Here is a 21,977-nt window from a genome sequence, read left to right on the forward strand (position 1 = left end):
AATTTATTTGACATTCACAGAATTAATTATATTAACTTTTTAATAAAAAATTTGACTTTTATTAGAATTTATTATTAGTATAATAAGAATAGGTAGATAATGTGACTTTACTTGAAATCATCTGTAGGAAAGGGATAAAGCATAACGAAAAAATTAGAGAATTGCAGGAATTCCTTAATAAAAATATCGAAATAACTATTGACAAGGAGTTATTTAAATCAGCTTCATTTATAAAGGATATTGTAGATATAAGAAAAGAGATGGTGTATCTTATTTTGCAACACTGCATTGTATACGATAGTACAAGGTCTAAGAAAGAAGAGATATTGTCATTTAAAAACGTGATGAAGATTTTAGATGAAGCGGTGAATAGATCTGTTAATCCTCAGTATTTCTACAAATTGATCAATTTTCGAGATAAAGATAAAAATAGAAATACATTATTACACCAAGCTGTTATAAGTAATAACACTGAAGCAATAGAAGCCCTTTTGACATATGGTGCAAATCCTTTGATAAGGAATCAAGAAGACAAGATGCCATTAGATTTAGCTCAAGGAAATACAAGAGAAGCACTCATTAAATGTATGCAAGACCAAGCTCAATCGAAAAAAGAAAGTGCTAGATGTAATAGTTTGATTGGCATTATACCTGGCGTTTTTCTTGGCATTGGACTCGGTGTTGGTGGTGCTTTAGTCCCTTCAATGACTATTATATTATGCACACTCGCAGTATCTGCTCTTGTTGCTGGAATAGCAATTGGAGTAGCTATATATTTCTTAAGTCAGGACTATAAACAGGCTAAATTGATAGAAGGAGTTGTTGCTATTGGTTCTCAATTACATTCCGTCAAACCTGAAAAGACTGCAGATAATAAAGCAGTACTAGGATAACTGTGAGTTTTTTAACATTAGATTTCTTGCATAACTGGAATTCGAAAGTTCCAGCGCATTTTTCTTATTGGATCCCAGTGTCAAGCACTGGGATGACATCTGATTATGCAAGAAATCTATTCATTTAAAACTTATTTGAGAAAACGTAGCTATAAAAACCGCAGGTACCAGTTGGTTTTTATTAGCTAAAGTAAAGGTCAAATATCTGGAATTCTGGACATAAAATCCCCCCTGTAAAAAAGATTAGAAAAAATGCAGTGCACATATGACAGAAATTAAGTATACACTGAAGAATATACGCTACATTTTTAATGAGTTTAATTAAAAAGTCTGCAGACGGAGATAGATTTTTGAGCTCAATAAATATCTCTAATCGTAATTATAATGAGATTAAAAACATGCGGAAGTAATTTTTTGTATCCGTTCAGCAGAGTGGTAAAATAAGATAGACAAAAACATAAGAACAAATGGTGTCATTTGGCACTGGCATGACAGGGAAGGGCTTTAGGACGATGAAGTGGAACGAGTAGCAGATGGTGTCATGCCAGTGCTTGACACTGGCATCCAGCTTTTTCATAATCATCAGAAACGTTGATTACTTTTATACTCATAAATTTAACTGGATCCCAGTGTCTAGGCACTGGGATGACATCATTCTGGTAGCTGGGATGACAAAAAAGAAAGCACTGGTTTCAATATGTGCACATTAGCCATGCATCTGAACGGATACAATTTTTAGCTATAAAATCTTCTAAAAATTTAACACAAAAATTAGTGTCATAAATATTTTTATCAAAAACTATTTTAAAAAAATTTAAATAGAGTTGAAAAATTTTAAAGATGAGATACCCTACCTGAAATGCAACTTCTGTAAAAAAAGAAATATGAAAGGTGAAATAAACGCTGCAGCAAATTTTCAATCAGAAGACTTTGTATCTAAAAATACGGATTTTGATTGTTTAGCTAACCCTATAAGTGCTTCGAATGCAAAGCTAGAGAATAGTGTTAAAGCTAAAGATAAAAAGAATGAGGCGCCTTTTTCCAGTAGAAGAGGCAGCTCGCATGTTTTAGAACTTTTTTCTAATGAAAATGTTGAGATTCACATTCAAGATAAAACGCCTTGTTCTGCTCGGAGTGAATCAGGTATAGCTGGAATATTTAGAGGTATAGCTAGGTTGTTTACAGGTAGGAATAGTATGAACGTAACCCTTTATCAATCTAAAGTGCAACGTAGCTCTGCAATTGATTACAGTACTACAGAAAGTATAGGGTCATGGCTACTAAATATCTGTGAAGGAGAAGAAGATATCTCTTTTGATCAAGAGATTAATTTTTTATATAAAGAGGGTTGTTTGTATGATGCCTTATTGTTGAAAGATGAAAAAAATCAGGACACACCTTTACATGTGGCTATTAAAAAAAATCATGCTGATTTTGTAAAAAAGCTTTTGTGTATTCTTAAGGAGCCATACCGTGCAAATGAGTTTTACAAGCACAAATATTTTGAACATAAGGAAGAGGATGAAAAGCCGCTTTTCAAAGTTATTAATACTAAGAACAAAGACAAAAAAGACGTAATTACTCTGACTATTGAAGGTAATAATTCAGAATGCATTTCAGCTCTTTTTAACTACTTAACTGATAAAAATATTAACAGAAGAAAAAATGTTGAAAATGAGTACACACCTCTACACGAAGCTGTGCTTCTTAACAAAAATGAAGCAATTAAAGAGCTTCTCAAATCAAAGGATATAGATACTGAACTCATAGATAAGGAATCTTACAAAGCATATAATTATACTAATAACCAAGAGGCAATAGAATTGTTTATTAAGCACTATAGTAGTAAAATTAGTGAGTTGCGTATAAAATTAGAAGATAATAATAAAAAACTAGCGCGAATTAAGTGCATCCTAAGCAAAACAAAACTTACTTGTGTATGCTTAGCAGCCTTTGGCTCTTGTTTTAGAATGTATAGAAATTCCCATGACATAATAAATGAAGAAGTGAGCGAAGATATGTTATATTATTCTCTTGCATTGCTTGCCAACACTACAGGTCTAATATTATTTTTTAATTATTTGATCGATACAATACTTTCCAAGTATGAAGAAAAAAATTCTAGTTTGAATAAAGAATCAGACAATTATGTAGAAGAAAGAAACATGTTGAAAAATAAATTGCGTCACTTTCAAAAAAGAGGTACTGTAGAAACTACGCAAATGTATGAGATAATTTCAGTTACACCTGAGTCAGACTTAAGTTACAGTAGATTGTGATTACACTACTTTTTTCAAGACAATTTCTGAGAAAAGTGGAAAAATTTTTCTATAGCTAATCAAGATAAAGACTTACTACTTTCTTTACGAAAGGTTTGATGTTATCATTTTTGAACTATCTTGAATTTACTGAATGAACATTAATATAAGGAATTTAGTTCATGCTTTTTCTAAATTGCCAAATTTAGGGCCATCGTCATCAAGAAGGTTAGTTATACATTTGCTCCAAAATAAAGAGAAAGTCATGCTACCGCTTGCATCTTTGATTAGAGAGCTAGCGGATCTTATAATAGAGTGCAAAATTTGTGGAAACCTAGATATTAAATCGCCATGTTCTATTTGTATTAACCCAAAGCGTGACACCAAGTTAATGTGTGTAGTAGAAGAGTTGGGTGATCTATGGACATTTGAAAAAGGAAATATATATTCAGGTATGTATCATGTTTTGGGTGGAAGGCTATCAGCAATAAATGGTATAGGTCCAAAAGAACTGAATCTTGATAACATTCCCAAAAGAGTTACAGAATTTAAAATTGAAGAGGTCATCATTGCAATCAACCCAACATTAGAAGGCCAAGTTACTGCGCAATATATAATTGAATTGCTAAAGAATTCGAATGTAAAAATATCGCGCCTTGCTTGTGGTATACCGATAGGTGGAGAAATTGACTACCTAGATGAAGGGACGCTGAAGATAGCACTTACGTCAAGACAGGATATTAAATAATATTCCATTTCTTCTGAGCAACATACCTTAAAAATACTATAACATACTTCAGCCTAGAAACTTGCTTACTAATTGAAAATATTATACATTTAAATATGATGTTTTAAAATGAGGGGTTATGTTAACTTTTGCACTAGATGGAGTACGTTATACTTATAATTGGTTAATCAAAAAATCAAGATCAACCGCTCTTGATTTCATTGCGCTATTTAACAAAGAATACGCAGATAGTAAACGAATTGGATATATAATAGAAGATCATCTGGTTAAAAAAGATCTGATAAATATTGAGCCTGAACTTGAAATCAAATATGAACTAAAAAGAGATCTGATGAATATTGAACCTAAATTTAAAATCAAATATGACCCATATATCACAAAAATAGATTCTTCAAAAATGTTTAAAGTAATGGAACAAGAGCATAGATCTATTGCAAATCTGAAAAATGTGATTCGAGTAAGAATTGGTGATCAAATTAGGTCGGGGGTGTCGAGGTTTAGTTATTCTTATGATGGAAAGGATCCTTATTTTTATGCAAGCGTTCAGGCAAGTAAAATAAGGGAGATAACAAAAGATAATACGGACCTAGTTCTTCTTTTGTGGCTAATGTATATTCATGTGCCTATAGATGAACATGAAAAACTATTAGAGGATCTTGTAAAGAACCACTCCGGTAATAGAGCTGAGATGATAGAAAAGTTATATCTACTTCAACAAGAAGGTAAATTATCAATAACCAATCGTGAGAGCCTAGATAGGATAATTAAAATATCCCCACTGATAGAGAAGGAGTATATTTCAAATGGGAAATTTCTGTTATGGGAATGATAAGTTCTGGCAATGTAGATGGTTTAACACAAAGGTTAACAAAAGATACAGAAGGAAGGGTAAAAGAATTAACCGGCATAGATATTCAATATAGTCCCGAAAGCAGCTTGAAGAACCTTTCCATTTCTGCAGTGATAGAAAATTATGGATTATTTAAGTAAACTGATTCTTAACTTATAAAATACTATAGTAAAATATAGTGTAAGAGTCTTATGTGCTTAAAAAAACTTACATCCCTAATAACCTTCAGAAAAAAAGAAACGGAACATCTACCCAAGGTAATAACTTGGGAAGGTGATTGCTTAGGCTATAAGCAAGTTGCAAGTAGATTTAGTAATATAATTAAGACAATTGATCAGTCTTTTTCGATCGTATCCTTAGAAGGATATAATGAGTGGGGTAAGACATTTTTTTTGAAAGAATGGGTAAAGGATCTAGAGCAGCAAAATGAAATTGCAGCTTATTACAGCGCATGGGATATTAGTGCGCTAGATCAACCATTGCCTTCTTTTTTGCATTTCCTGTTTGAGGATCTATTTGCATCATACGAAGTAAAAAGAAGTGTTATACAGCAGTTCAAAAACATAAAACAAGAACTATTTTCTCTCAATACATTAGGAAAGCTAATCAGTAAATCTCCACTCGCTATGCTTTCAGTATTTCTCGATGCTGCAAAAGAGGCTGATAAGAAAGACATAGGTTTTGTCTTGGGTGAATTAAATCTTCTCCAAAGGAGAAAAGAGAACATTAGAGATTTTAAAATACAACTAGCAGATGTGGTTAACAAAATCAGAAAAGGTAAAAACATTTATATAATGGTCGATAATCTTGATATATGCCGCCCCAAATTCATTGTCGATTTTTTAGAATCCATAAAGTACATGCTTGATGTTGAGGGACTGGTTTTCATTATCTCTGTTAGTCAAGATAAAAGTAACGTGCAAAGAGCAATCAGCACAATACTTGGACCAAATTTCAGCCTAAAATCTTTTACTGATCTCTCTTTGCATTTGCCAAAACAGCCAATAGAGAAATTTACAAGAAAGCTGTTTCAAAATATTGAATTGCCGAAAAAATCAAAGAGCTTAATTATAGATAGCTTTATATTTTATGCAGAAAGCTTCTCATTATCATTGCAGGCAATAGAATACTGCGTAAAGAAAATAAAGCTATGTTATGCGAAAATTGATCCGAATTTATTTACATTTTTAGTAATACTACAGTCAGTAAACACTGATTTGTATGAGGAATTATATTCATCACCTCAGAAGGCACTGGAGAAGATTGAGAGCGCTTTGATTCTAAACGGTCAGGAAGAATGGGAAAATCTTAAAACTTCTCTTGAGACTACTTTTAAAGAAAAAGAATCAAAGACTCACAAATCTTTGAAGCAAATAAGAGATATCTTATTCTAAGAATAAAGAGAATTGTAGAACAGAACCCTCTTCTTATCATTTCAGCTTGCATGACAAATTGGCTCACATAAATTTTAGCATATATGACCTTGAAAGATCGCTGTGCAATACTTAAATTATTAGAATAGCAGGCTAATAATGGAGCTCAAAATGCACAACATACAAGAAACTGAAAGTTTAAAATTTGACGCTGAAGTAGGCAAAGTACTAAATATAGTAATTCATTCACTTTATACCAATAAGGATATTTTCTTGCGTGAGTTAATATCAAATGCATCAGATGCATGTGATAAATTGCGCTATGAATCGCAATTAAATCCTAATTTACTAGATTCAAGCGATGAATTGAAGATTACTATTAGCTCCAGTAAAGATAAGAATGAGCTGTATATAACCGACAATGGAATTGGCATGAACAGGCAAGATTTAATAGATAATCTTGGCACGATTGCAAGTTCTGGTACGCAAAAATTCTTGGATGCAATTAAGAATAATAAAGATTCAAACCAAGCTGTAGAACTGATTGGAAAGTTTGGTGTTGGTTTTTATTCAAGCTTCATGGTTGCCTCAGAAGTTATAGTAGAGTCAAGGAAAGCCGGAGAGGAAGAATCTTGGGTATGGAAATCTAAAGGAGATGGAGAATATTCAATCAGCAAGTTAGATGGTCAAATCTCTCGTGGAACAAAAATTACGCTCATCATTCGTCCTGAAGAAAGCGAATTTTTAGACAAATTCCGTATTGAAAACATTGTTACTACTTATTCAGATCACATAAATTTTCCTGTTGAATTTGTAAATGAAGAAGGGAAAAGTGAAAAATTAAATAGCAAAGCTGCAATTTGGACTAAGCCAAAAAATGACGTTACTCAAGAAGAGCACAACGACTTCTTCCGCGGTGTTGCGCACGTAGGTGGTGAGCCTTGGATGATACTGCATAATAAAAATGAAGGTGCAATAGAATATACGAATTTGCTTTATGTTCCTTCTATCAAGCCTTATGATTTGTTTCATCCAGATAGACGCTGCTCTGTAAAGTTATATGTCAATAAAGTATTTATTACTGAAGATAATGTGCAAATTATACCACAATACCTGCGTTTCTTGAAAGGTGTGGTTGATTCACCAGATTTGCCTCTTAACATCAGCAGAGAAACACTGCAGAATAATCGCGTTGTTGAGCAGATTAGGAAATCCCTAACTAAACGCGCGGTATCAGAGCTCGGCAAAAAAGCAAAAGATAATTTAGAGGAATACACAAAATTCTGGGGCAATTTTGGTGCGGTGTTAAAAGAAGGTCTTTGCGAAGCTATGCCAACTGATGAAAGAGAAGCATTGCTTTCCATTTGCAGATTTCATAGCACCAGTGATGATAAGCTAGTTAGCATTGATGATTATATAAGCAGAATGAAGCCTGAACAGGAACATATCTACTATCTCACAGGAAATAGTCTCGATTCAGTAAAAAACAGTCCACAACTTGAAGGATTCGTCAGCAAAGGATTGGAAGTGCTTCTATTTGTTGATCCAGTTGATGATTTCTGGACTAGCGTGATTCATGAATATAAAGATCAAAAATTTAAATCTGTAACTCGTGCTGATGTTGATTTAGAAAAATTCTCTTCAGAAGAAGGTAAGAAAGATGAAGAAAATAAATCAGATGAAAACAAAAGCGAAGAAAACGCGGATTCTATACTCGAATACTTCACCAAGGTTCTTGGAAGCTTAGTAAAAAGTGTAAAGATCTCTAAGAAATTAACCGATAGTCCTGTGTGTCTAGCAGTTGATGAAGGAACTATGGATCTTCGTATGGAGCGTTTTTTACGTGAACAGAAGCAGCTAAATTACCGCACGCCAAAAGTACTTGAAATTAACATTAAGCATCCTTTGATAAGAAACATAATGGAATCTCACGCTGAAAATGGTGAAAATCCAACACTTGGAGATATGATTTACTTATTGTTCTATCAAGCTTGTATAGTGGAAGGTGAAGAGATGGAAGACGTAAGTCTGTTTGCTAAAAGACTCAATAATTTGCTTGGCAAAATTTCTGTTTAATGCTATAATTAACTTAGCTAATGGTCGGGGGGTAAATCATGGGTGGTTGGAATTTATTTGGTGGGCTCATGCCGCCAGCAGTAGATACTGCAGAAGAAAGGGAGCGTCGCCATTCTGGAGATTCAAGTAATGAGAGTCAAGAAGAAGCTGATGTGAGGGATTCTGATGTTGAACCTAGTGTACCAATTACGTTACAGTTTCAACTAACACAATCTCTGCTAAGTCAAGTAAAGGCAAGTGAGAGTAATAGGGATGCAAATTCTGGCAAGCAAGCTTACAAAGATCTACCCAGGATGGATTTTGTAATTAATGGTCAAGTTATAGACAAGAATTTCGTTAGCCAGCTTCGTGATAAATGTAATCAAAATGACCAACGCCAAATCGCAAAACATGTTTTTACAAAAATGTTTGAACATGCTAAAGCAGAAATTCCAAATGATAATCTATTAGAAGAATTAATTACTAGTTGCAATCAGGCTGGTTATGATGGCTCTTTGTTAATGCAGCTCTCTCCTATATTTTTGGGACACGATTTGCAATTGCCTGATGCTAATGATAGACATATAGAGATTGTCTGTAGTGATCAGGATTCTTTAAACGTTAAATATTTTCCAAATATGCCTGTTAAGCAACCATACGCGTCAAGTTAAGGAAATAAAGGTATGAAAGAGATAGAATAATAAGGTATAAGTTCTCCCAGATATACTTTTAGTGAGAGAACCAATGAATAAAATAACTTGCTTATCAAAAAAGCTCAAAGAATTTTTTAATGAAAAAGCAGAGAAAATCTCAATTACAACAAGGTTTATAAAAAGAAAGAGAAAGCTAAAAGGTTCATCATTCGTAAAAGCCATGGTCTTGGGTAATATAGGAGTTGATAATTGTAGCGTAGAAACAATGTGTCAATTACTAAACGAGGACTCGATAGATATAACAAAACAAGGTTTGGATTTTAGATTTACTGAAGAAGCAGTGGAATTTATGAAAAGGATGTATAATGAATCTGTGATTCTCTTTAAAAATATCTTGCAAGTTGATTGCAAAATCTTACAGCAATTTAATAGTGTTAAATTATTGGACAGTAGCTATATTACTCTACCTAACAGTATGGAAGAGATGTATAAAGGTTATGGTACTAGCTACAGTGGCTATGAAAGCAATACTAAGTCTGGAATAAAGTTACAATTAGTTTTCGACTACATGAATCAGATAATAGACCAACTTAATTTAACGGAGGGGGTAAGATCAGACCAGGGATATAGGAAACATTTAAGTAATATATTAAGCAATGATTTGCTAATATCTGATCTCGGTTATTTTGTGCCAAGTTCTTTTAAACAAATCAATGAAATAGGAGCTTATTTCATAAGTCGTTATAAATCTGATACCAACATATATGATGTAGAAACAAATCAAAAAATGGAGTTATTAGAATGTTTAGAGGATAAGTTATTTTTAGAAAACGAGGTATTGTTAGGAAAAGAAGCAAAAATTAGAGTAAGAATTATATGTCAGAAACTAACTGAAGAACAGTCTATGGCCAGAAGAAGGAAAGCTAATAGATTAGCAAGATCGCAGGGATATACATCCTCTAAAAGAAATCAAAAATTGTTGAACTGGTCAATATTTATAACTAATGTTCCAGAAAATAAAATTAGTGCTGAGCAAGTATTAACGATTTACAGAGTAAGGTGGCAAATTGAGTTATTATTTAAATTGTATAAAAGCCATATCAGGCTTGATAAGCTAAAAGGAAAGCCATGCAGAGTATTATGTGAACTATATGCTAAATTGTGCGCAATTCTTATATTTCACGGCATAGTTGGTTGCACAGAAGTGAAAAAGAATACAGAACTTAGCTTAACAAAGGCATTTATTGAGCTAAAAAGGCGGGTTAGAGAGTTATTTTTAGTATTAACCAAAATTAATAGTTTAAAAGCATTTCTTAAAAAACTCACTATAACTTGGTCGCTATTTTCATTAAAAGACAAACGTAGAAGGACTAGAGTATCCACTTTAACCTCTCTAAATTTGCTCACAATCTCTTAACTTGACGCGTATGCACTAACATTCTGTGCACTTGCACTTGTTACACCTGTTGATGGATTAATTGTTATAACTTCTCTTTCAATTCCTTGTAAGTTTGAAGCCAATGAGATCAATTTTGCTAGAGTCATGTCATTATATTTATCCATCTTCTTATTCTCATAATAGCCAATTTTTATTTTTACAGCTTTGTTTTCCTCGAAGTCCTCAGGACTTATATTATCACTTAAATCAGTACAAAATACGTTACCATTTTTACTAATATTTAAAGCAATACTGCAATCTCTATCACCCACTTTCCAGTTAAATTTAATTATACAAGACTCATTTAGTATTTGATAAAGCCTTACACCATCATCACTTTGTGAAACACGCACCAACCTTTTATCTTCTGGAGATACCAATGTAAAAGCTCCAATTTTTGGATTACTATCCTTTAAGGCTTTACCAGGAAATGAGTTATCAAATTTTAACTCACCTCTGCCTTCTTTTAACGATACCCATGCAGTAAATGATTTATCTTCTTTTCCTCTCAACCTCACATCTATAGAATCATTACCTGTATATTCAGCAATTCCTTTTCGAATTACACTCAGAAATTTCTTAGTTTCTTCATCATTGTCACTCAAAAAAAGCTCCTTATTTGCATGTGACCGGGATGGATCATTGAGATTCCCCAATGCTTTAGCTAAAATTATATAGTTATATATACGTGTCCTGTTGTTATAAGGTGTCCCTAATTTATAAATTTGAGGAGTTAATTGAGCAACTTGATCGAAATTCATTATTAAAGTTTCATTTGCATTATGCATAGCGCCTCCAATTCTACATAATAAACTTAAGATAAAATATCCTAATTTTAGGATAGGTATATAATCTATCAAGTCAATAGTTAAACTAAAAAATTTTGATTATAATTTACTATGTATAAAATACGCTCTTAAACTATGCTGAAAATAGTCATAATAGGCCTTCCAAATGCAGGCAAGTCAACTCTATTTAATAGGCTAGTAAGAAGAAAAGCAGCGGTAGTTAGTGACATTCCAGGAGTAACGAGAGATAGGCGTGAAGGAATTGGAAGAATTAGTGATTTAGAGTTTAAAGTTATAGATACAGGAGGATGGAATGACCAAACCAGTTTTTCACTACAAGTTATTGAACAAATAGAGTTTTCTTTATTAAGCGCAGATGTAATTTTTTTTCTTGTTGATGCAAAAGTGCAAAATGAGCAGAACAAAGAGTTTGCAAAGTGGCTGAAGAGAAAAACGAACAAACCTGTAATACTAATAGCAAACAAATGCGAAAGTCATAAATCGGAAAATGTTGATCATTTGCAGTTCTTCAACTTCATAGGTCCGGTGTACATCTCAGCCGAACATAATCTTGGTATGATTGATCTTTATGATGTATTAGCTGGTGTTATTGAAGATTTTAACAAAAAAACTGAGCTGCCTGAAAGTGAGTCCATTAGACTGAGGATTGCAATCATCGGTCGCCCAAACGTTGGAAAATCAACTTTTTTAAACAGTTTACTTGCAGAAAATAGACTAATAGTAAGCTCAAAACCTGGTACCACGCGTGACTCTGTGGATATTTCATACGACCATAATGGGAAATTAATCACTCTCATCGATACTGCGGGAATCCGCAGAAAGGCAAATGTTGTTGATAACTTAGAATCAAGATTTGTTGAAAAAAGTATAGAGTCAATAAAGCGCTCTCATGTAGTGATTTTAATGCTAGATTCCTTGCTTGGCGTTGAGCAGCAGGATTTATCAATTGCTGAAGCTGCAATTAAAGGGGGGAAGGGAATTATCATCGTTTTAAATAAGTGGGATTTAATAGGTAAGGATGACAGAAGTAAGTTAATAAAATTTGTCAAACAACAGGAAGTGACTCGGTTATTTTTGGAAGTGCCAACTGTAACAATTTCTGCATTGAAAGGTATGCGCTGTGGTGATGTGATAGATAAGTGTCTTGAAGTGAGTGAATCCTTAAACAAGAAGATCAGCACTGCAAAACTGAATAATTGGCTAATAGATGCTGTGGAAAAACATTCTCACCCACTTATAAAAGGTAGAGCAATTAAAATGAAGTATATTGTTCAAATTGGCACCAAACCTCCAGCTTTTTCTTTGGTATGCAACGTCCCGGAAAGTGTTGATGAGAGTTATAAACGTTATTTGACTAATGGTCTTAGAAAAAACTTCTTTGTTGAAGGCGTACCAGTCAGATTACTTTTGAAAAAGAACAAAAATCCCTATGTAAAGTAGGTAATCTTATTTAAGTAATATTTTTAATAAATAAATAATATTACTTAAATAAGTAGTTGATAAATTAATATTATATAGCAAAGTATTAACTTATTTAGTACTTTTGCTATGAATTATAAAGGACAAGATTTAAGGCCTGGATCTCCACATACTTTCACGGTTGATACACCCTTAGTGTTTCAGTGGCTTCCCCGAAAATATGGATATCTAATCCCAGAAAAATACGTGGAGAGATTGAGCGAATGGGCAAAGAGGGAAAGTACACGTGTAGTGAAATTAGTAATAAATGGATCTGGTTTTACTCCTATGCAACGTAAAGAGTTGGAGAATAAAATATCAAACAGAAAATTTAACCCAAACAAAAATATAGAACTTATAGATTTTAATGAGCTGGATTTAGGGGAATATGAGTTTAGCTTTCATTTACAAAAAATGTGGCAAATTGAAAAATCTAAATGTCCTTTATACAAGGTGTCTCAATATTTTAGAGATCTATACTCTATTCCAGAAGATGAAAGATTATCTTTTGGTGTTGAGATAGACAGCATGCGTATATTTATGTTGTTGGCACTGAAGTCTCCTATGATTTATTTTGATTTTGATATCTTACCTACAGAAGACAAGAAAATTGGTGAGATTCATGCTAAACAGGGCTTTCTACTTGCTGAAAATGAAGGAACAGGCCACAGCTACAGCGGTATGATAGATATTGAGAACGCTATCATTGCTGTAAGTGATGCTGGTAGAATAAAGATTACGGAAATTTATAATGAAGTTAAGAGAAGATTTAAAACATATTATCCTATGCTTAGATCAGCACCATCTTATGTTTACACAATTACAGATGTTATAATATGTCACAGTCTTTCTAATGAATACTCATTTGACAAAAAATCAGTTATAGAAGAAATATTCGGCTTCAAAACCAATGGAGGAGAAGTTGATATTCAATATGACAATAGCTGGACGAAAAACAAGGATGAATTGTATACCAAAGAAGAAATTGCAAAAATAGATAGTGATACTAGAGTTGCAACTGATATGAAAGGGCTGATTACTGAACCAATTGTAAGTTGAAAATGTGATATAAAAGAGGATAAGAGGGAAAGATAGCCCTACTCACTATAGGAATAGGACTATCATGGGCGTGTGCGACCGGAAGAATATTGGTACTACAACCGTTTAAATCAAGGTACACTAGCCCATCTCTCGATACGTTTGAATAGTTGCTTGGGACATATATATGCACCCGTTTACAATCTTAAATTAACTAAAACTATCGAGGTTTGTTATGGTTACATCTTATCAAAATTTTATTGGCATTGATATCGGAAAATTTAAAAATGTCGTTGCAATTCACAAACAGAAGAACGCTGTCAAATTTGACAATGATTCTGATGTTTGGCAACAATTATTTCAAAAGTTTTCAGATATTCTACCTAATTCTTTAGTAACTTTGGAAAACACAGGAAAATATGAGCTTGGTTTGTCACATTTTCTTATTGACAAGAATATTGCAGTACATCGAGCTAATACTCGTAAAGTAAAAAGCTTTATCTTGTCTCACGGAACTGTAGCAAAGTCTGATAAATCAGATGCGAGGGCTCTTGCTCAATATGGATTTGAACGCCATAGAACTCTCTCTCTATTTGTACCTACAATCAAAAGAACAATCAACCCTGGTTGCACTTTGTCAACGTCGTGATGACATTACGCAAATGAGAGCTCAGGAAAAGTGTAGACTGGAAGCTCCTGAAAATGACCATATAAAGGAAAGTTGCCAGAAGACCATTGAATTTTTCAATAATCAAATAAACGAACTCAATGACACTATACAAAAAATTATTGATGAAAGCCATGAGCTACAACAACGTCAAAAAATCCTTAAAACAGTTCCTGGAATAGGCAAAAAGTTATCACAAGATTTTTTGTGTTTAATGCCAGAGCTTGGCTACTTAAGTAGAAAAGAAGTAGCAAGTCTTGCCGGAGTAGCACCTCATCCTAGGGAAAGTGGTAAAACTGTTGGTTACCGAAGGATTATAGGAGGTAGAAGTAATGTTCGTTCAAAGCTCTTTACATCTGCCATGTCTGCTGCAAGGTCCAAATCTGCACTTGGCACCTTTTATTCTAAGCTTGTTGAAAGTGGTAAGAAGAAGATGGTAGCTATAACAGCTCTAATGCGTAAAATTATAGTAATTGCTAATGCAAGGCTTAAAGAGGCAATTAATTTGAATGTTTAAAATTTACATAGCAGTAATTGAAATGAATATTGTGCGTCCACACAAACTTAAAGTGCTTGTTCACATATTCATTGGCTTAAGCAGGCAATAGCTGTTTGACATAAAATTCTATTCCTATGACGAATGGATTTTTATTACCTACATGATTGGATCAAGTTGCAAAATTACACAATAAAAAATTTTTTAAAAAACATAGTTGATACAACGGCGAACATATGTATAGGGTGTAAAAGTGGTAACATAGTACTTAGTGTTCTATCGTTACATGAAACGTTGTCAAACAAGAGTTGACTCTTCACAGATATTGTAGTAATTCATTAACTATGTCAGATGTAAATAACAGTTCTATAATTTTTCTCTTATCAAGCGCTGTCGCTTTAATTTTTGCATATGTGCTAGACTATTTTTTCAATATGATACCGTGTAAGTTATGTATATACGAGCGAGTAGCTTACTATGTTACAGGTCTACTTGCAGTTGCGTACATGTTCAAAGAAAACAAAATCCTAATCTATGCGATGTTTTGCAGCTATCTCATTGGTGCAATAATATCTTTTTATCATGTAGGTCTTGAACTCCACTTATTTCATGATGTTTTAGGCTGTACAGAGCAAGCAAGTGGTAACGTTAGCATAGAAGAGCTAAGAAATAATCTATTAAACCCTAACTACTCTCCGTCTTGTGACAGACCTCATTATATCTTTGGTGTTTCGTTAGCAACATGGAATCTTATTTATCTTATAGTAGCTCTATTCTTATCAGGTAAAATGTATTGTGGAGAAAGAAATAAGGTACAACAATAATTGGTATAGACGCTGTACTTGTGCGTTACTTGGTGCTGTCCGTAATTTAAAAATTTGGCAAGTCACACCCACTGATTCTTGCACAGCTGTACGAACCATACGCGTCAAGTTAAGAGATTGTGAGCAAATTTAGAGAGGTTAAAGTGGATACTCTAGCCCTTCTACGTTTGTCTTTTAATGAAAATAGCGACCAAGTTATAGTGAGTTTTTTAAGAAATGCTTTTAAACTATTAATTTTGGTTAATACTAAAAATAACTCTCTAACCCGCCTTTTTAGCTCAATAAATGCCTTTGTTAAGCTAAGTTCTGTATTCTTTTTCACTTCTGTGCAACCAACTATGCCGTGAAATATAAGAATTGCGCACAATTTAGCATATAGTTCACATAATACTCTGCATGGCTTTCCTTTTAGCTTATCAAGCCTGATATAGCTTTTATACAATTTAAATAATAACTCAATTTGCCACCTTACTCTGTAAATCGTTAATACTTGCTCAGCACTAATTTTATTTTCTGGAACATTAGTTATAAATATTGACCAGTTCAACAATTTTTGATTTCTTTTAGAGGATGTATATCCCTGCGATCTTGCTAATCTATTAGCTTTCCTTCTTCTGGCCATAGACTGTTCTTCAGTTAGTTTCTGACATATAATTCTTACTCTAATTTTTGCTTCTTTTCCTAACAATACCTCGTTTTCTAAAAATAACTTATCCTCTAAACATTCTAATAACTCCATTTTTTGATTTGTTTCTACATCATATATGTTGGTATCAGATTTATAACGACTTATGAAATAAGCTCCTATTTCATTGATTTGTTTAAAAGAACTTGGCACAAAATAACCGAGATCAGATATTAGCAAATCATTGCTTAATATATTACTTAAATGTTTCCTATATCCCTGGTCTGATCTTACCCCCTCCGTTAAATTAAGTTGGTCTATTATCTGATTCATGTAGTCGAAAACTAATTGTAACTTTATTCCAGACTTAGTATTGCTTTCATAGCCACTGTAGCTAGTACCATAACCTTTATACATCTCTTCCATACTGTTAGGTAGAGTAATATAGCTACTGTCCAATAATTTAACACTATTAAATTGCTGTAAGATTTTGCAATCAACTTGCAAGATATTTTTAAAGAGAATCACAGATTCATTATACATCCTTTTCATAAATTCCACTGCTTCTTCAGTAAATCTAAAATCCAAACCTTGTTTTGTTATATCTATCGAGTCCTCGTTTAGTAATTGACACATTGTTTCTACGCTACAATTATCAACTCCTATATTACCCAAGACCATGGCTTTTACGAATGATGAACCTTTTAGCTTTCTCTTTCTTTTTATAAACCTTGTTGTAATTGAGATTTTCTCTGCTTTTTCATTAAAAAATTCTTTGAGCTTTTTTGATAAGCAAGTTATTTTATTCATTGGTTCTCTCACTAAAAGTATATCTGGGAGAACTTATACCTTATTATTCTATCTCTTTCATACCTTTATTTCCTTAACTTGACGCGTATGGCTGTACGAACATTATGGTTCAGCATGTCAGTGCCCTCTTTCTTGTCATCCGAGTAGCTGACACTGGAAGTGTAGCTATCATCCAAATAACCTTTCGTTGTTATTCAAGCAGCCTATTTCTTGTCATCCCAGTGCCCAGATACTGGGATTCAGTTTGTCCATAGTCTCACCAAAAACGTTGTGTTTTAGCATAATTTTGTGCTCAATATGCTTATTTGTAGTAAAGATTTCAGCATCAAGTGCTGGCCTGAAGCTTTAGCTATAAATATTAATAAATTTACTAAGTAAAAAAAAGGCAAAAGAATCCCTATATAGCGAGTTTTAATAATGTAAATTGATAATGTGCTAACAAGCGTGTTTTGGCTGAAGTAGAAAAAATTTAAAAAACATGCAGCCGCTATAATTTTTATGTAATCTGCCAATAAATATCTGAGTTTTGTTGTTAAACCCGCGGAGATTAAAAATAAGGATAAATACTCTTATTGGTATAAGAAGAAAAGTGGGAAGATTTGTCAAGCCGCTTCTATGCACCTGAGCATTGATCATACGGGTTCCATCTGTTATATATAATCTTTTTGAATACGAAGAAAGCTGATGAATGAGTATGATATTACAGTTATAGGCAGCGGTCCTGGTGGTTATATAGCAGCAATTAGAGCGGCACAGTTTGGATTTAAAACTGCAATTGTTGAAAAGGAAGAAAATTTGGGTGGTATATGCTTAAATTGGGGGTGTATACCAACAAAATCGCTACTTAGAGCATCTGAAATTTATAGGTTAATAACAAGATCAGAAGAATTTGGCATAAAAGTAAAGGATGCAAGTTTTGATATACAATCAATAGTGAAATACTCAAGAAACGTTGTTGATAAATTGTCAAGCGGTGTTGCATATTTGATGAAAAAAAATAACATCAAAGTTCATCAAGGCTTTGGTAAACTTGCAGGTAATCGTACTGTAAAAATTCTTAATGACAAAAAGGAGGAGGAAATTTCTTCCAATCATATCATTTTAGCAACAGGTGTTAGAGCGCGAAATCTACCTGGAATAGAGGCGGATGGAGATTTAATATGGAATGCGCAGCACGCTATGACTCCAAAGAAGTTACCAAAATCGCTACTAATCATAGGTTCTGGTGCGATAGGAATAGAATTTGCAAGTTTTTATAGTACTTTGGGGGTTGATGTAACAATTATAGAAGTAAAAGACACTATTTTGCCGCTGGAAGATAAAGACATTTCAAATTTAGTACAAGAGATATTTACAAAACAAGGAATAAAAATATATACGAGCAATAGTGTAAAAACTTTCACTAAAAATAAAGACTCTGTTCAAGTGCAGCTAAGTAGTGGTGATAATAAAGAATTCGATAGAGTAATTGTTGCAGTTGGCGTTCAAGCAAACACTGAAAATATAGGTTTAGAAAATACAAAAATTAAGTTGAGTCCTTCTGGTTTCATTGAAACGAATGAGTGGTATGAAACAAGTGAATCAAGTGTGTATGCAATAGGTGATGTAGCTGGTCCCCCATGTTTAGCGCATAAAGCAAGTCATGAAGCTGTAATCTGTGTTGAGAAAATTGCTGGTAAAAATGCTCATAAGTTAAAAAAAGAGTGCATACCAAATTGCACTTACTCTCATCAGCAAGTAGCAAGCGTTGGCCTTACTGAGGAACAGGCAATAAAAAGTGGATACGATATAAAAGTAGGAAAATTTCACTCCAACTTTAATGGTAAATCTATTGCACTAAGTGAAACTGAAGGTTTAGTGAAAACAATTATAGACAAAAAAACAGGCGAACTTCTTGGAGCTCACATGATAGGAGCGGAAGTAACAGAGTTAATTAGCAATTTCGCTCTTGCAAAGCAACTAGAGGGAACAGACTGCGACATAAAATCTACGATTTTTCCTCATCCAACTATTTCGGAAATTATACACGAATCAGTACTTGCTGCAGATGATGAATCGTTAAATAGTTAAGCTAACGATTCATTGTTTTAGAGCTACAATTATCCTGATTAGGCGATTCAATTCTAATAGATTGATTACCAATATCAGATTTTTCTAACTTTTCTTTTAACCCTTCAGCTGCTTCTTTCACTTCAAGCTTTTTTTCCTGATTAAGATCCTCTGGGCTTTTTCTTTTACTGTCTAAACCTTGTTGTCTATCAATATTTTTATTGAGTTGTTCTTGCTGAGGTAGATCAACAACTGAGTTAAAAAGAGCTTTTGTTATGCTTTTTAATAATCCTATAAAACCTCCGCTTCCGCCTTCTCTTTGCTCTTGAGGCTTGTTTTTCACGTTTTTGCTGTTGCTACTTTCAGGCATTTTTAACTCAACTATCATAAAGCTTAATAAAATTTTACATGCAGATTATTAAAAAATGATTAATAATCTATTATCAAATTGCTATTTACAGATGGATATTATTCTAGCAACAGGCGGTACAGGTGGGCATGTTTTTCCAGCTATAACCTTAGCAAAAGCACTAAAGGTACAAGGGCACAATTGTATATTATTCACTGATCAAAAAACCATCAATATAGAAAGTTATATTTTACCATTGTGCAAGCCAAGTGGCAACAAATTGAAGTTTCTCTTTTTGTTAATGTATAGTTGTGTATTAGCACTGTATCAAACAAGAAAATTAAAACCAAAGCTAATCATTGGTTTTGGTAGCTACGCTTCTTTTCCAACTCTTTTTGCAGCAAAGATTTTTTCTATACCTATAATTTTACATGAACAAAATATAGTTTTAGGGAGAGTAAATAGATTCTTTTTCAAGAGTGCAAAATTAATTGCAACTAGCTTTCCAGAGACTAAGTATGCAGAAGGTAGTAAATGCGTTTTTACAGGAAATTTTGTCGATATAGAAGCACAAGGCTATTCTAGAGCTGAAACAGTTTTAAACGTGTTAATAATAGCAGGCAGTCAGGGTGCAAATTTTTTTGATGATGTAGTGAGCAGCGTAATTTGTGATCTACCTGTTGAAGTAAAAGAGAGGATTAGAGTAACGCAGCAATGTACGAAGAAAAATATAAACAAGGTCAAGAGTCTATACAAAAGTGAAGGAATTGATTGTGAGTTAAGTGAGTTTCTCGATGATATGGAAAATAAACTGGCCAATGCTCATTTGGTAATTAGCAGAGCGGGGGCAACTTCAATAGCAGAGATTACTCTTGCTGAGCGTCCTGCTGTATATATTCCTTATCCTCACTCAAAAGATAACCATCAATTTTATAATGCAAAACATATTGAAGATTCGGGAGCAGCTGTAATGGTTGAGCAAAATAGTAACGCGAAAAAGAATCTAGGAGAGTTGCTAGTTGATTTATTGCAAAATTGTCAAAAATTGCTTGATATGGCTAATAATACTAAGAAAACAAGAATAAGGAATGGAGTTACTGAATTTATTAAGGCAATAGCTCAAGAACTTAGTTGACGAATTGCTTTTTCTTCAAATGCATCCCATAGTTCTTTTTCTAGTGATTTACTATACAACTTATTGATATAAACTACTCCCGTAGGCGAAGTTGTGTTAATTTCAAGAAGGAAGTCATCTATAATATCAATGCCAACGAATATTAGCCCTCTTTTCTTTAGCTCAGGACCAATTTTATTACATATTTCGTTGTCTCTATCATTCATTTGGACAGGCTCAAAACTTGCTCCGAGTCTCAAATTTGTTCTGATTTCTCCGCTAGACTTTGGAACTCGCTTCATTACTCCTATTGGCTTTCCATCCAGTAGCAGTATTCTTTTATCTGTATTTATCTTTTTACAAAACGCTTGTGCAATTACAGGACATTCATATTTTGCAATCATGAGATCAACTACCACTTGAATGCTATTTTGGTCTTGTATTCTTATTACGTCATTTCCTCCATAGCTATATAGTGGTTTCAAGATGATATCTTGATAGTCGTGACAAAAATTTCTAATCATCGATATATTTTCAGTGATCAAAGTTGGAGGAATTAGCTCTGGAAACAGTGAAGTAATTAATTTTTCAGGGCAGTTTCTTATTTCTGTTGGATTATTTATTACTAACGCAGTAGTCTTTTCTAAGATATAGGTTGTTGTAATGTACCGCATATCAAATGGTGGATTCTGTCTGATAAATATGATATCCATTTCATTTAGGTTGATTACTACATCCTCTTTTGAAATGAAGCTACAATCATCAACGCTGACTTTCTGAGCAAGGGCAATTGGCTGATTTAACTTGAGTGCTAAATTATTAGGTACATAAACAAAAATTTCGTACCTTCTTCTTTGCGCTTCTTTTATTAATGAAAATGTAGTATCAGCTTCAAAATTTATACTTTCATCCATCTGAAAAGCTACTTTCATTTATCCTCCCTTCCTATTACAATATAATATAGTACCATAAAAGTGTTAATAATGGAGCAAAGTATGGAATTAACAATAGGAAATAATGCACCTGATTTTAGCTTGCCAACAGATTCTGGTGAGATTTTATCACTGAGTGAATTTTTTGATAAAAAAAATGTAGTTCTTTATTTTTATCCTAAAGACGATACTCCGGGCTGCACAATGGAGGCAAAAGGCTTTAGAGACAATATAGAAAATTTTTCTTCTCTTGACACAGTGATAATTGGTGTATCAAAAGATAGCGTTAAGTGCCACACTAACTTCAAAGCAAAATATTCTCTGCCATTTTCTTTAGTTTCTGATGAAAATGCTGAAATGTTGGAAAAGTATGGTGTTTGGGTAGAGAAAAGTATGTTTAGCAAAAAGTATATGGGAGTAGAGCGTACTACTTTTTTAATAGATAAAAAAGGTAAAGTAGTGAAGATTTGGAAAAATGTAAAAGTGAGTGGACATGTTGATGAGGTTTTAGAGGAAGTAAGCAGAATATAAATTAAAG

The 21,977-nt window shown here is 33.2% G+C and carries 20 protein-coding genes and 1 pseudogene; 17 read left to right on the forward strand and 4 right to left on the reverse strand.

Going from position 1 to position 21,977, the window contains the following annotated elements:
• Window positions 1–101: 101 nt before the first annotated feature.
• The 9 genes from M1L26_RS00250 to M1L26_RS00290 all read left to right on the forward strand — a co-directional run bounded on the left by M1L26_RS00250 (window position 102) and on the right by M1L26_RS00290 (window position 10,247).
• Complete coding sequence (locus M1L26_RS00250; protein ID WP_250120192.1) at window positions 102–893, forward strand: ankyrin repeat domain-containing protein; 792 nt, start codon at window positions 102–104, stop codon at window positions 891–893.
• An 884-nt stretch (window positions 894–1,777) separates the two neighbouring features.
• Complete coding sequence (locus tag M1L26_RS00255; RefSeq protein WP_250120193.1) at window positions 1,778–3,172, forward strand: ankyrin repeat domain-containing protein; 1,395 nt, start codon at window positions 1,778–1,780, stop codon at window positions 3,170–3,172.
• A gap of 139 nt (window positions 3,173–3,311) precedes the next feature.
• Complete coding sequence (gene recR, locus M1L26_RS00260; protein ID WP_211908738.1) at window positions 3,312–3,899, forward strand: recombination mediator RecR; 588 nt, start codon at window positions 3,312–3,314, stop codon at window positions 3,897–3,899.
• 118 nt (window positions 3,900–4,017) lie between these two features.
• Window positions 4,018–4,728: a hypothetical protein gene (locus M1L26_RS00265; RefSeq protein WP_250120194.1), complete on the forward strand. Its 711-nt coding sequence runs from the start codon at window positions 4,018–4,020 to the stop codon at window positions 4,726–4,728.
• Complete coding sequence (locus M1L26_RS00270) at window positions 4,725–4,889, forward strand: hypothetical protein (RefSeq protein WP_250120195.1); 165 nt, start codon at window positions 4,725–4,727, stop codon at window positions 4,887–4,889. The genes M1L26_RS00265 and M1L26_RS00270 overlap by 4 nt, the downstream gene beginning before the upstream one ends.
• A gap of 51 nt (window positions 4,890–4,940) precedes the next feature.
• Window positions 4,941–6,143, forward strand: a complete 1,203-nt coding sequence (locus M1L26_RS00275; protein WP_250120196.1) for a KAP family P-loop NTPase fold protein — start codon at window positions 4,941–4,943, stop codon at window positions 6,141–6,143.
• Between the two features lie 150 nt (window positions 6,144–6,293).
• Window positions 6,294–8,198 (forward strand): molecular chaperone HtpG, encoded by a 1,905-nt coding sequence (gene htpG, locus M1L26_RS00280; RefSeq protein ID WP_211907538.1) that lies wholly within the window; start codon window positions 6,294–6,296, stop codon window positions 8,196–8,198.
• 38 nt (window positions 8,199–8,236) lie between these two features.
• Entirely contained in the window at window positions 8,237–8,848 is a 612-nt protein-coding gene (locus M1L26_RS00285) for a hypothetical protein (protein WP_250120197.1), read from the forward strand.
• A 73-nt stretch (window positions 8,849–8,921) separates the two neighbouring features.
• Entirely contained in the window at window positions 8,922–10,247 is a 1,326-nt protein-coding gene (locus M1L26_RS00290) for an IS4 family transposase (RefSeq protein WP_250120059.1), read from the forward strand.
• Here the strand turns inward: M1L26_RS00290 and M1L26_RS00295 are convergent.
• A complete protein-coding gene (locus M1L26_RS00295; RefSeq protein ID WP_250120198.1) occupies window positions 10,244–11,056 on the reverse strand; it encodes a hypothetical protein in 813 nt (270 codons plus the stop codon). The genes M1L26_RS00290 and M1L26_RS00295 overlap by 4 nt on opposite strands.
• A gap of 135 nt (window positions 11,057–11,191) precedes the next feature.
• Between M1L26_RS00295 and der the strand changes: the two genes are divergently transcribed.
• The 5 genes and pseudogenes from der (at window position 11,192) to M1L26_RS00320 (ending at window position 15,560) form a co-directional block, all read left to right on the forward strand.
• Window positions 11,192–12,517, forward strand: coding sequence for a ribosome biogenesis GTPase Der (der, locus tag M1L26_RS00300; RefSeq protein ID WP_211907671.1), 1,326 nt, complete (start codon window positions 11,192–11,194; stop codon window positions 12,515–12,517).
• 108 nt (window positions 12,518–12,625) lie between these two features.
• Window positions 12,626–13,594, forward strand: coding sequence for a hypothetical protein (locus tag M1L26_RS00305; RefSeq protein ID WP_250120199.1), 969 nt, complete (start codon window positions 12,626–12,628; stop codon window positions 13,592–13,594).
• A 214-nt stretch (window positions 13,595–13,808) separates the two neighbouring features.
• Window positions 13,809–14,757: pseudogene (locus M1L26_RS00310) on the forward strand (IS110 family RNA-guided transposase).
• Window positions 14,758–14,880: 123 nt separating this feature from the next.
• Entirely contained in the window at window positions 14,881–15,048 is a 168-nt protein-coding gene (locus tag M1L26_RS00315) for a hypothetical protein (RefSeq protein WP_250120200.1), read from the forward strand.
• 32 nt (window positions 15,049–15,080) lie between these two features.
• A complete protein-coding gene (locus M1L26_RS00320) occupies window positions 15,081–15,560 on the forward strand; it encodes a disulfide bond formation protein B (protein WP_211907670.1) in 480 nt (159 codons plus the stop codon).
• A gap of 109 nt (window positions 15,561–15,669) precedes the next feature.
• Here the strand turns inward: M1L26_RS00320 and M1L26_RS00325 are convergent, their stop codons facing one another.
• Window positions 15,670–16,995, reverse strand: coding sequence for an IS4 family transposase (locus tag M1L26_RS00325; RefSeq protein WP_250120086.1), 1,326 nt, complete (start codon window positions 16,993–16,995; stop codon window positions 15,670–15,672).
• A gap of 684 nt (window positions 16,996–17,679) precedes the next feature.
• Here M1L26_RS00325 and lpdA point away from each other — a divergent pair.
• Window positions 17,680–19,065 carry a dihydrolipoyl dehydrogenase gene (gene lpdA / locus M1L26_RS00330; RefSeq protein WP_250120201.1) on the forward strand — a complete coding sequence of 462 codons (1,386 nt, stop codon included), beginning with the start codon at window positions 17,680–17,682 and terminating at the stop codon, window positions 19,063–19,065.
• 1 nt (window position 19,066) lies between these two features.
• Here the strand turns inward: lpdA and M1L26_RS00335 are convergent, their stop codons facing one another.
• Window positions 19,067–19,432, reverse strand: coding sequence for a hypothetical protein (locus M1L26_RS00335; RefSeq protein WP_211907668.1), 366 nt, complete (start codon window positions 19,430–19,432; stop codon window positions 19,067–19,069).
• A 73-nt stretch (window positions 19,433–19,505) separates the two neighbouring features.
• Between M1L26_RS00335 and M1L26_RS00340 the strand changes: the two genes are divergently transcribed.
• On the forward strand, window positions 19,506–20,528 hold the full coding sequence (locus tag M1L26_RS00340; protein WP_211908752.1) for a UDP-N-acetylglucosamine--N-acetylmuramyl-(pentapeptide) pyrophosphoryl-undecaprenol N-acetylglucosamine transferase: 1,023 nt from the start codon (window positions 19,506–19,508) through the stop codon (window positions 20,526–20,528).
• On the opposite strand, the gene gshB is transcribed toward M1L26_RS00340, so the two are convergent.
• Window positions 20,513–21,439: a glutathione synthase gene (gene gshB, locus M1L26_RS00345; RefSeq protein ID WP_211907667.1), complete on the reverse strand. Its 927-nt coding sequence runs from the start codon at window positions 21,437–21,439 to the stop codon at window positions 20,513–20,515. The genes M1L26_RS00340 and gshB overlap by 16 nt on opposite strands.
• Before the next feature lie 63 nt (window positions 21,440–21,502).
• On the opposite strand from gshB, the gene bcp reads away from it, so the two are divergent.
• Window positions 21,503–21,970 (forward strand): thioredoxin-dependent thiol peroxidase, encoded by a 468-nt coding sequence (gene bcp / locus M1L26_RS00350; protein ID WP_250120202.1) that lies wholly within the window; start codon window positions 21,503–21,505, stop codon window positions 21,968–21,970.
• Window positions 21,971–21,977 lie beyond the last annotated feature (7 nt).

This window comes from Wolbachia endosymbiont of Ostrinia scapulalis (assembly GCF_023559145.1).
Lineage (GTDB): Bacteria > Pseudomonadota > Alphaproteobacteria > Rickettsiales > Anaplasmataceae > Wolbachia.

What these genes read in the sequence shown, in the direction of transcription:
- M1L26_RS00255 (WP_250120193.1), top strand. Translation starts at nt 1,778, where the DNA reads ATGAAAGGTGAAATAAACGCTGCAGCAAATTTTCAATCAGAAGACTTT.
- M1L26_RS00265 (WP_250120194.1), top strand. Translation starts at nt 4,018, where the DNA reads ATGTTAACTTTTGCACTAGATGGAGTACGTTATACTTATAATTGGTTA.
- M1L26_RS00270 (WP_250120195.1), top strand. Translation starts at nt 4,725, where the DNA reads ATGATAAGTTCTGGCAATGTAGATGGTTTAACACAAAGGTTAACAAAA.
- M1L26_RS00275 (WP_250120196.1), top strand. Translation starts at nt 4,941, where the DNA reads ATGTGCTTAAAAAAACTTACATCCCTAATAACCTTCAGAAAAAAAGAA.
- htpG (WP_211907538.1), top strand. Translation starts at nt 6,294, where the DNA reads ATGCACAACATACAAGAAACTGAAAGTTTAAAATTTGACGCTGAAGTA.
- M1L26_RS00285 (WP_250120197.1), top strand. Translation starts at nt 8,237, where the DNA reads ATGGGTGGTTGGAATTTATTTGGTGGGCTCATGCCGCCAGCAGTAGAT.
- M1L26_RS00290 (WP_250120059.1), top strand. Translation starts at nt 8,922, where the DNA reads ATGAATAAAATAACTTGCTTATCAAAAAAGCTCAAAGAATTTTTTAAT.
- M1L26_RS00295 (WP_250120198.1), bottom strand. Translation starts at nt 11,056, where the DNA reads ATGCATAATGCAAATGAAACTTTAATAATGAATTTCGATCAAGTTGCT.
- der (WP_211907671.1), top strand. Translation starts at nt 11,192, where the DNA reads ATGCTGAAAATAGTCATAATAGGCCTTCCAAATGCAGGCAAGTCAACT.
- M1L26_RS00305 (WP_250120199.1), top strand. Translation starts at nt 12,626, where the DNA reads ATGAATTATAAAGGACAAGATTTAAGGCCTGGATCTCCACATACTTTC.
- M1L26_RS00315 (WP_250120200.1), top strand. Translation starts at nt 14,881, where the DNA reads ATGGATTTTTATTACCTACATGATTGGATCAAGTTGCAAAATTACACA.
- M1L26_RS00320 (WP_211907670.1), top strand. Translation starts at nt 15,081, where the DNA reads ATGTCAGATGTAAATAACAGTTCTATAATTTTTCTCTTATCAAGCGCT.
- M1L26_RS00325 (WP_250120086.1), bottom strand. Translation starts at nt 16,995, where the DNA reads ATGAATAAAATAACTTGCTTATCAAAAAAGCTCAAAGAATTTTTTAAT.
- lpdA (WP_250120201.1), top strand. Translation starts at nt 17,680, where the DNA reads ATGAATGAGTATGATATTACAGTTATAGGCAGCGGTCCTGGTGGTTAT.
- M1L26_RS00335 (WP_211907668.1), bottom strand. Translation starts at nt 19,432, where the DNA reads ATGATAGTTGAGTTAAAAATGCCTGAAAGTAGCAACAGCAAAAACGTG.
- M1L26_RS00340 (WP_211908752.1), top strand. Translation starts at nt 19,506, where the DNA reads ATGGATATTATTCTAGCAACAGGCGGTACAGGTGGGCATGTTTTTCCA.
- gshB (WP_211907667.1), bottom strand. Translation starts at nt 21,439, where the DNA reads ATGAAAGTAGCTTTTCAGATGGATGAAAGTATAAATTTTGAAGCTGAT.
- bcp (WP_250120202.1), top strand. Translation starts at nt 21,503, where the DNA reads ATGGAATTAACAATAGGAAATAATGCACCTGATTTTAGCTTGCCAACA.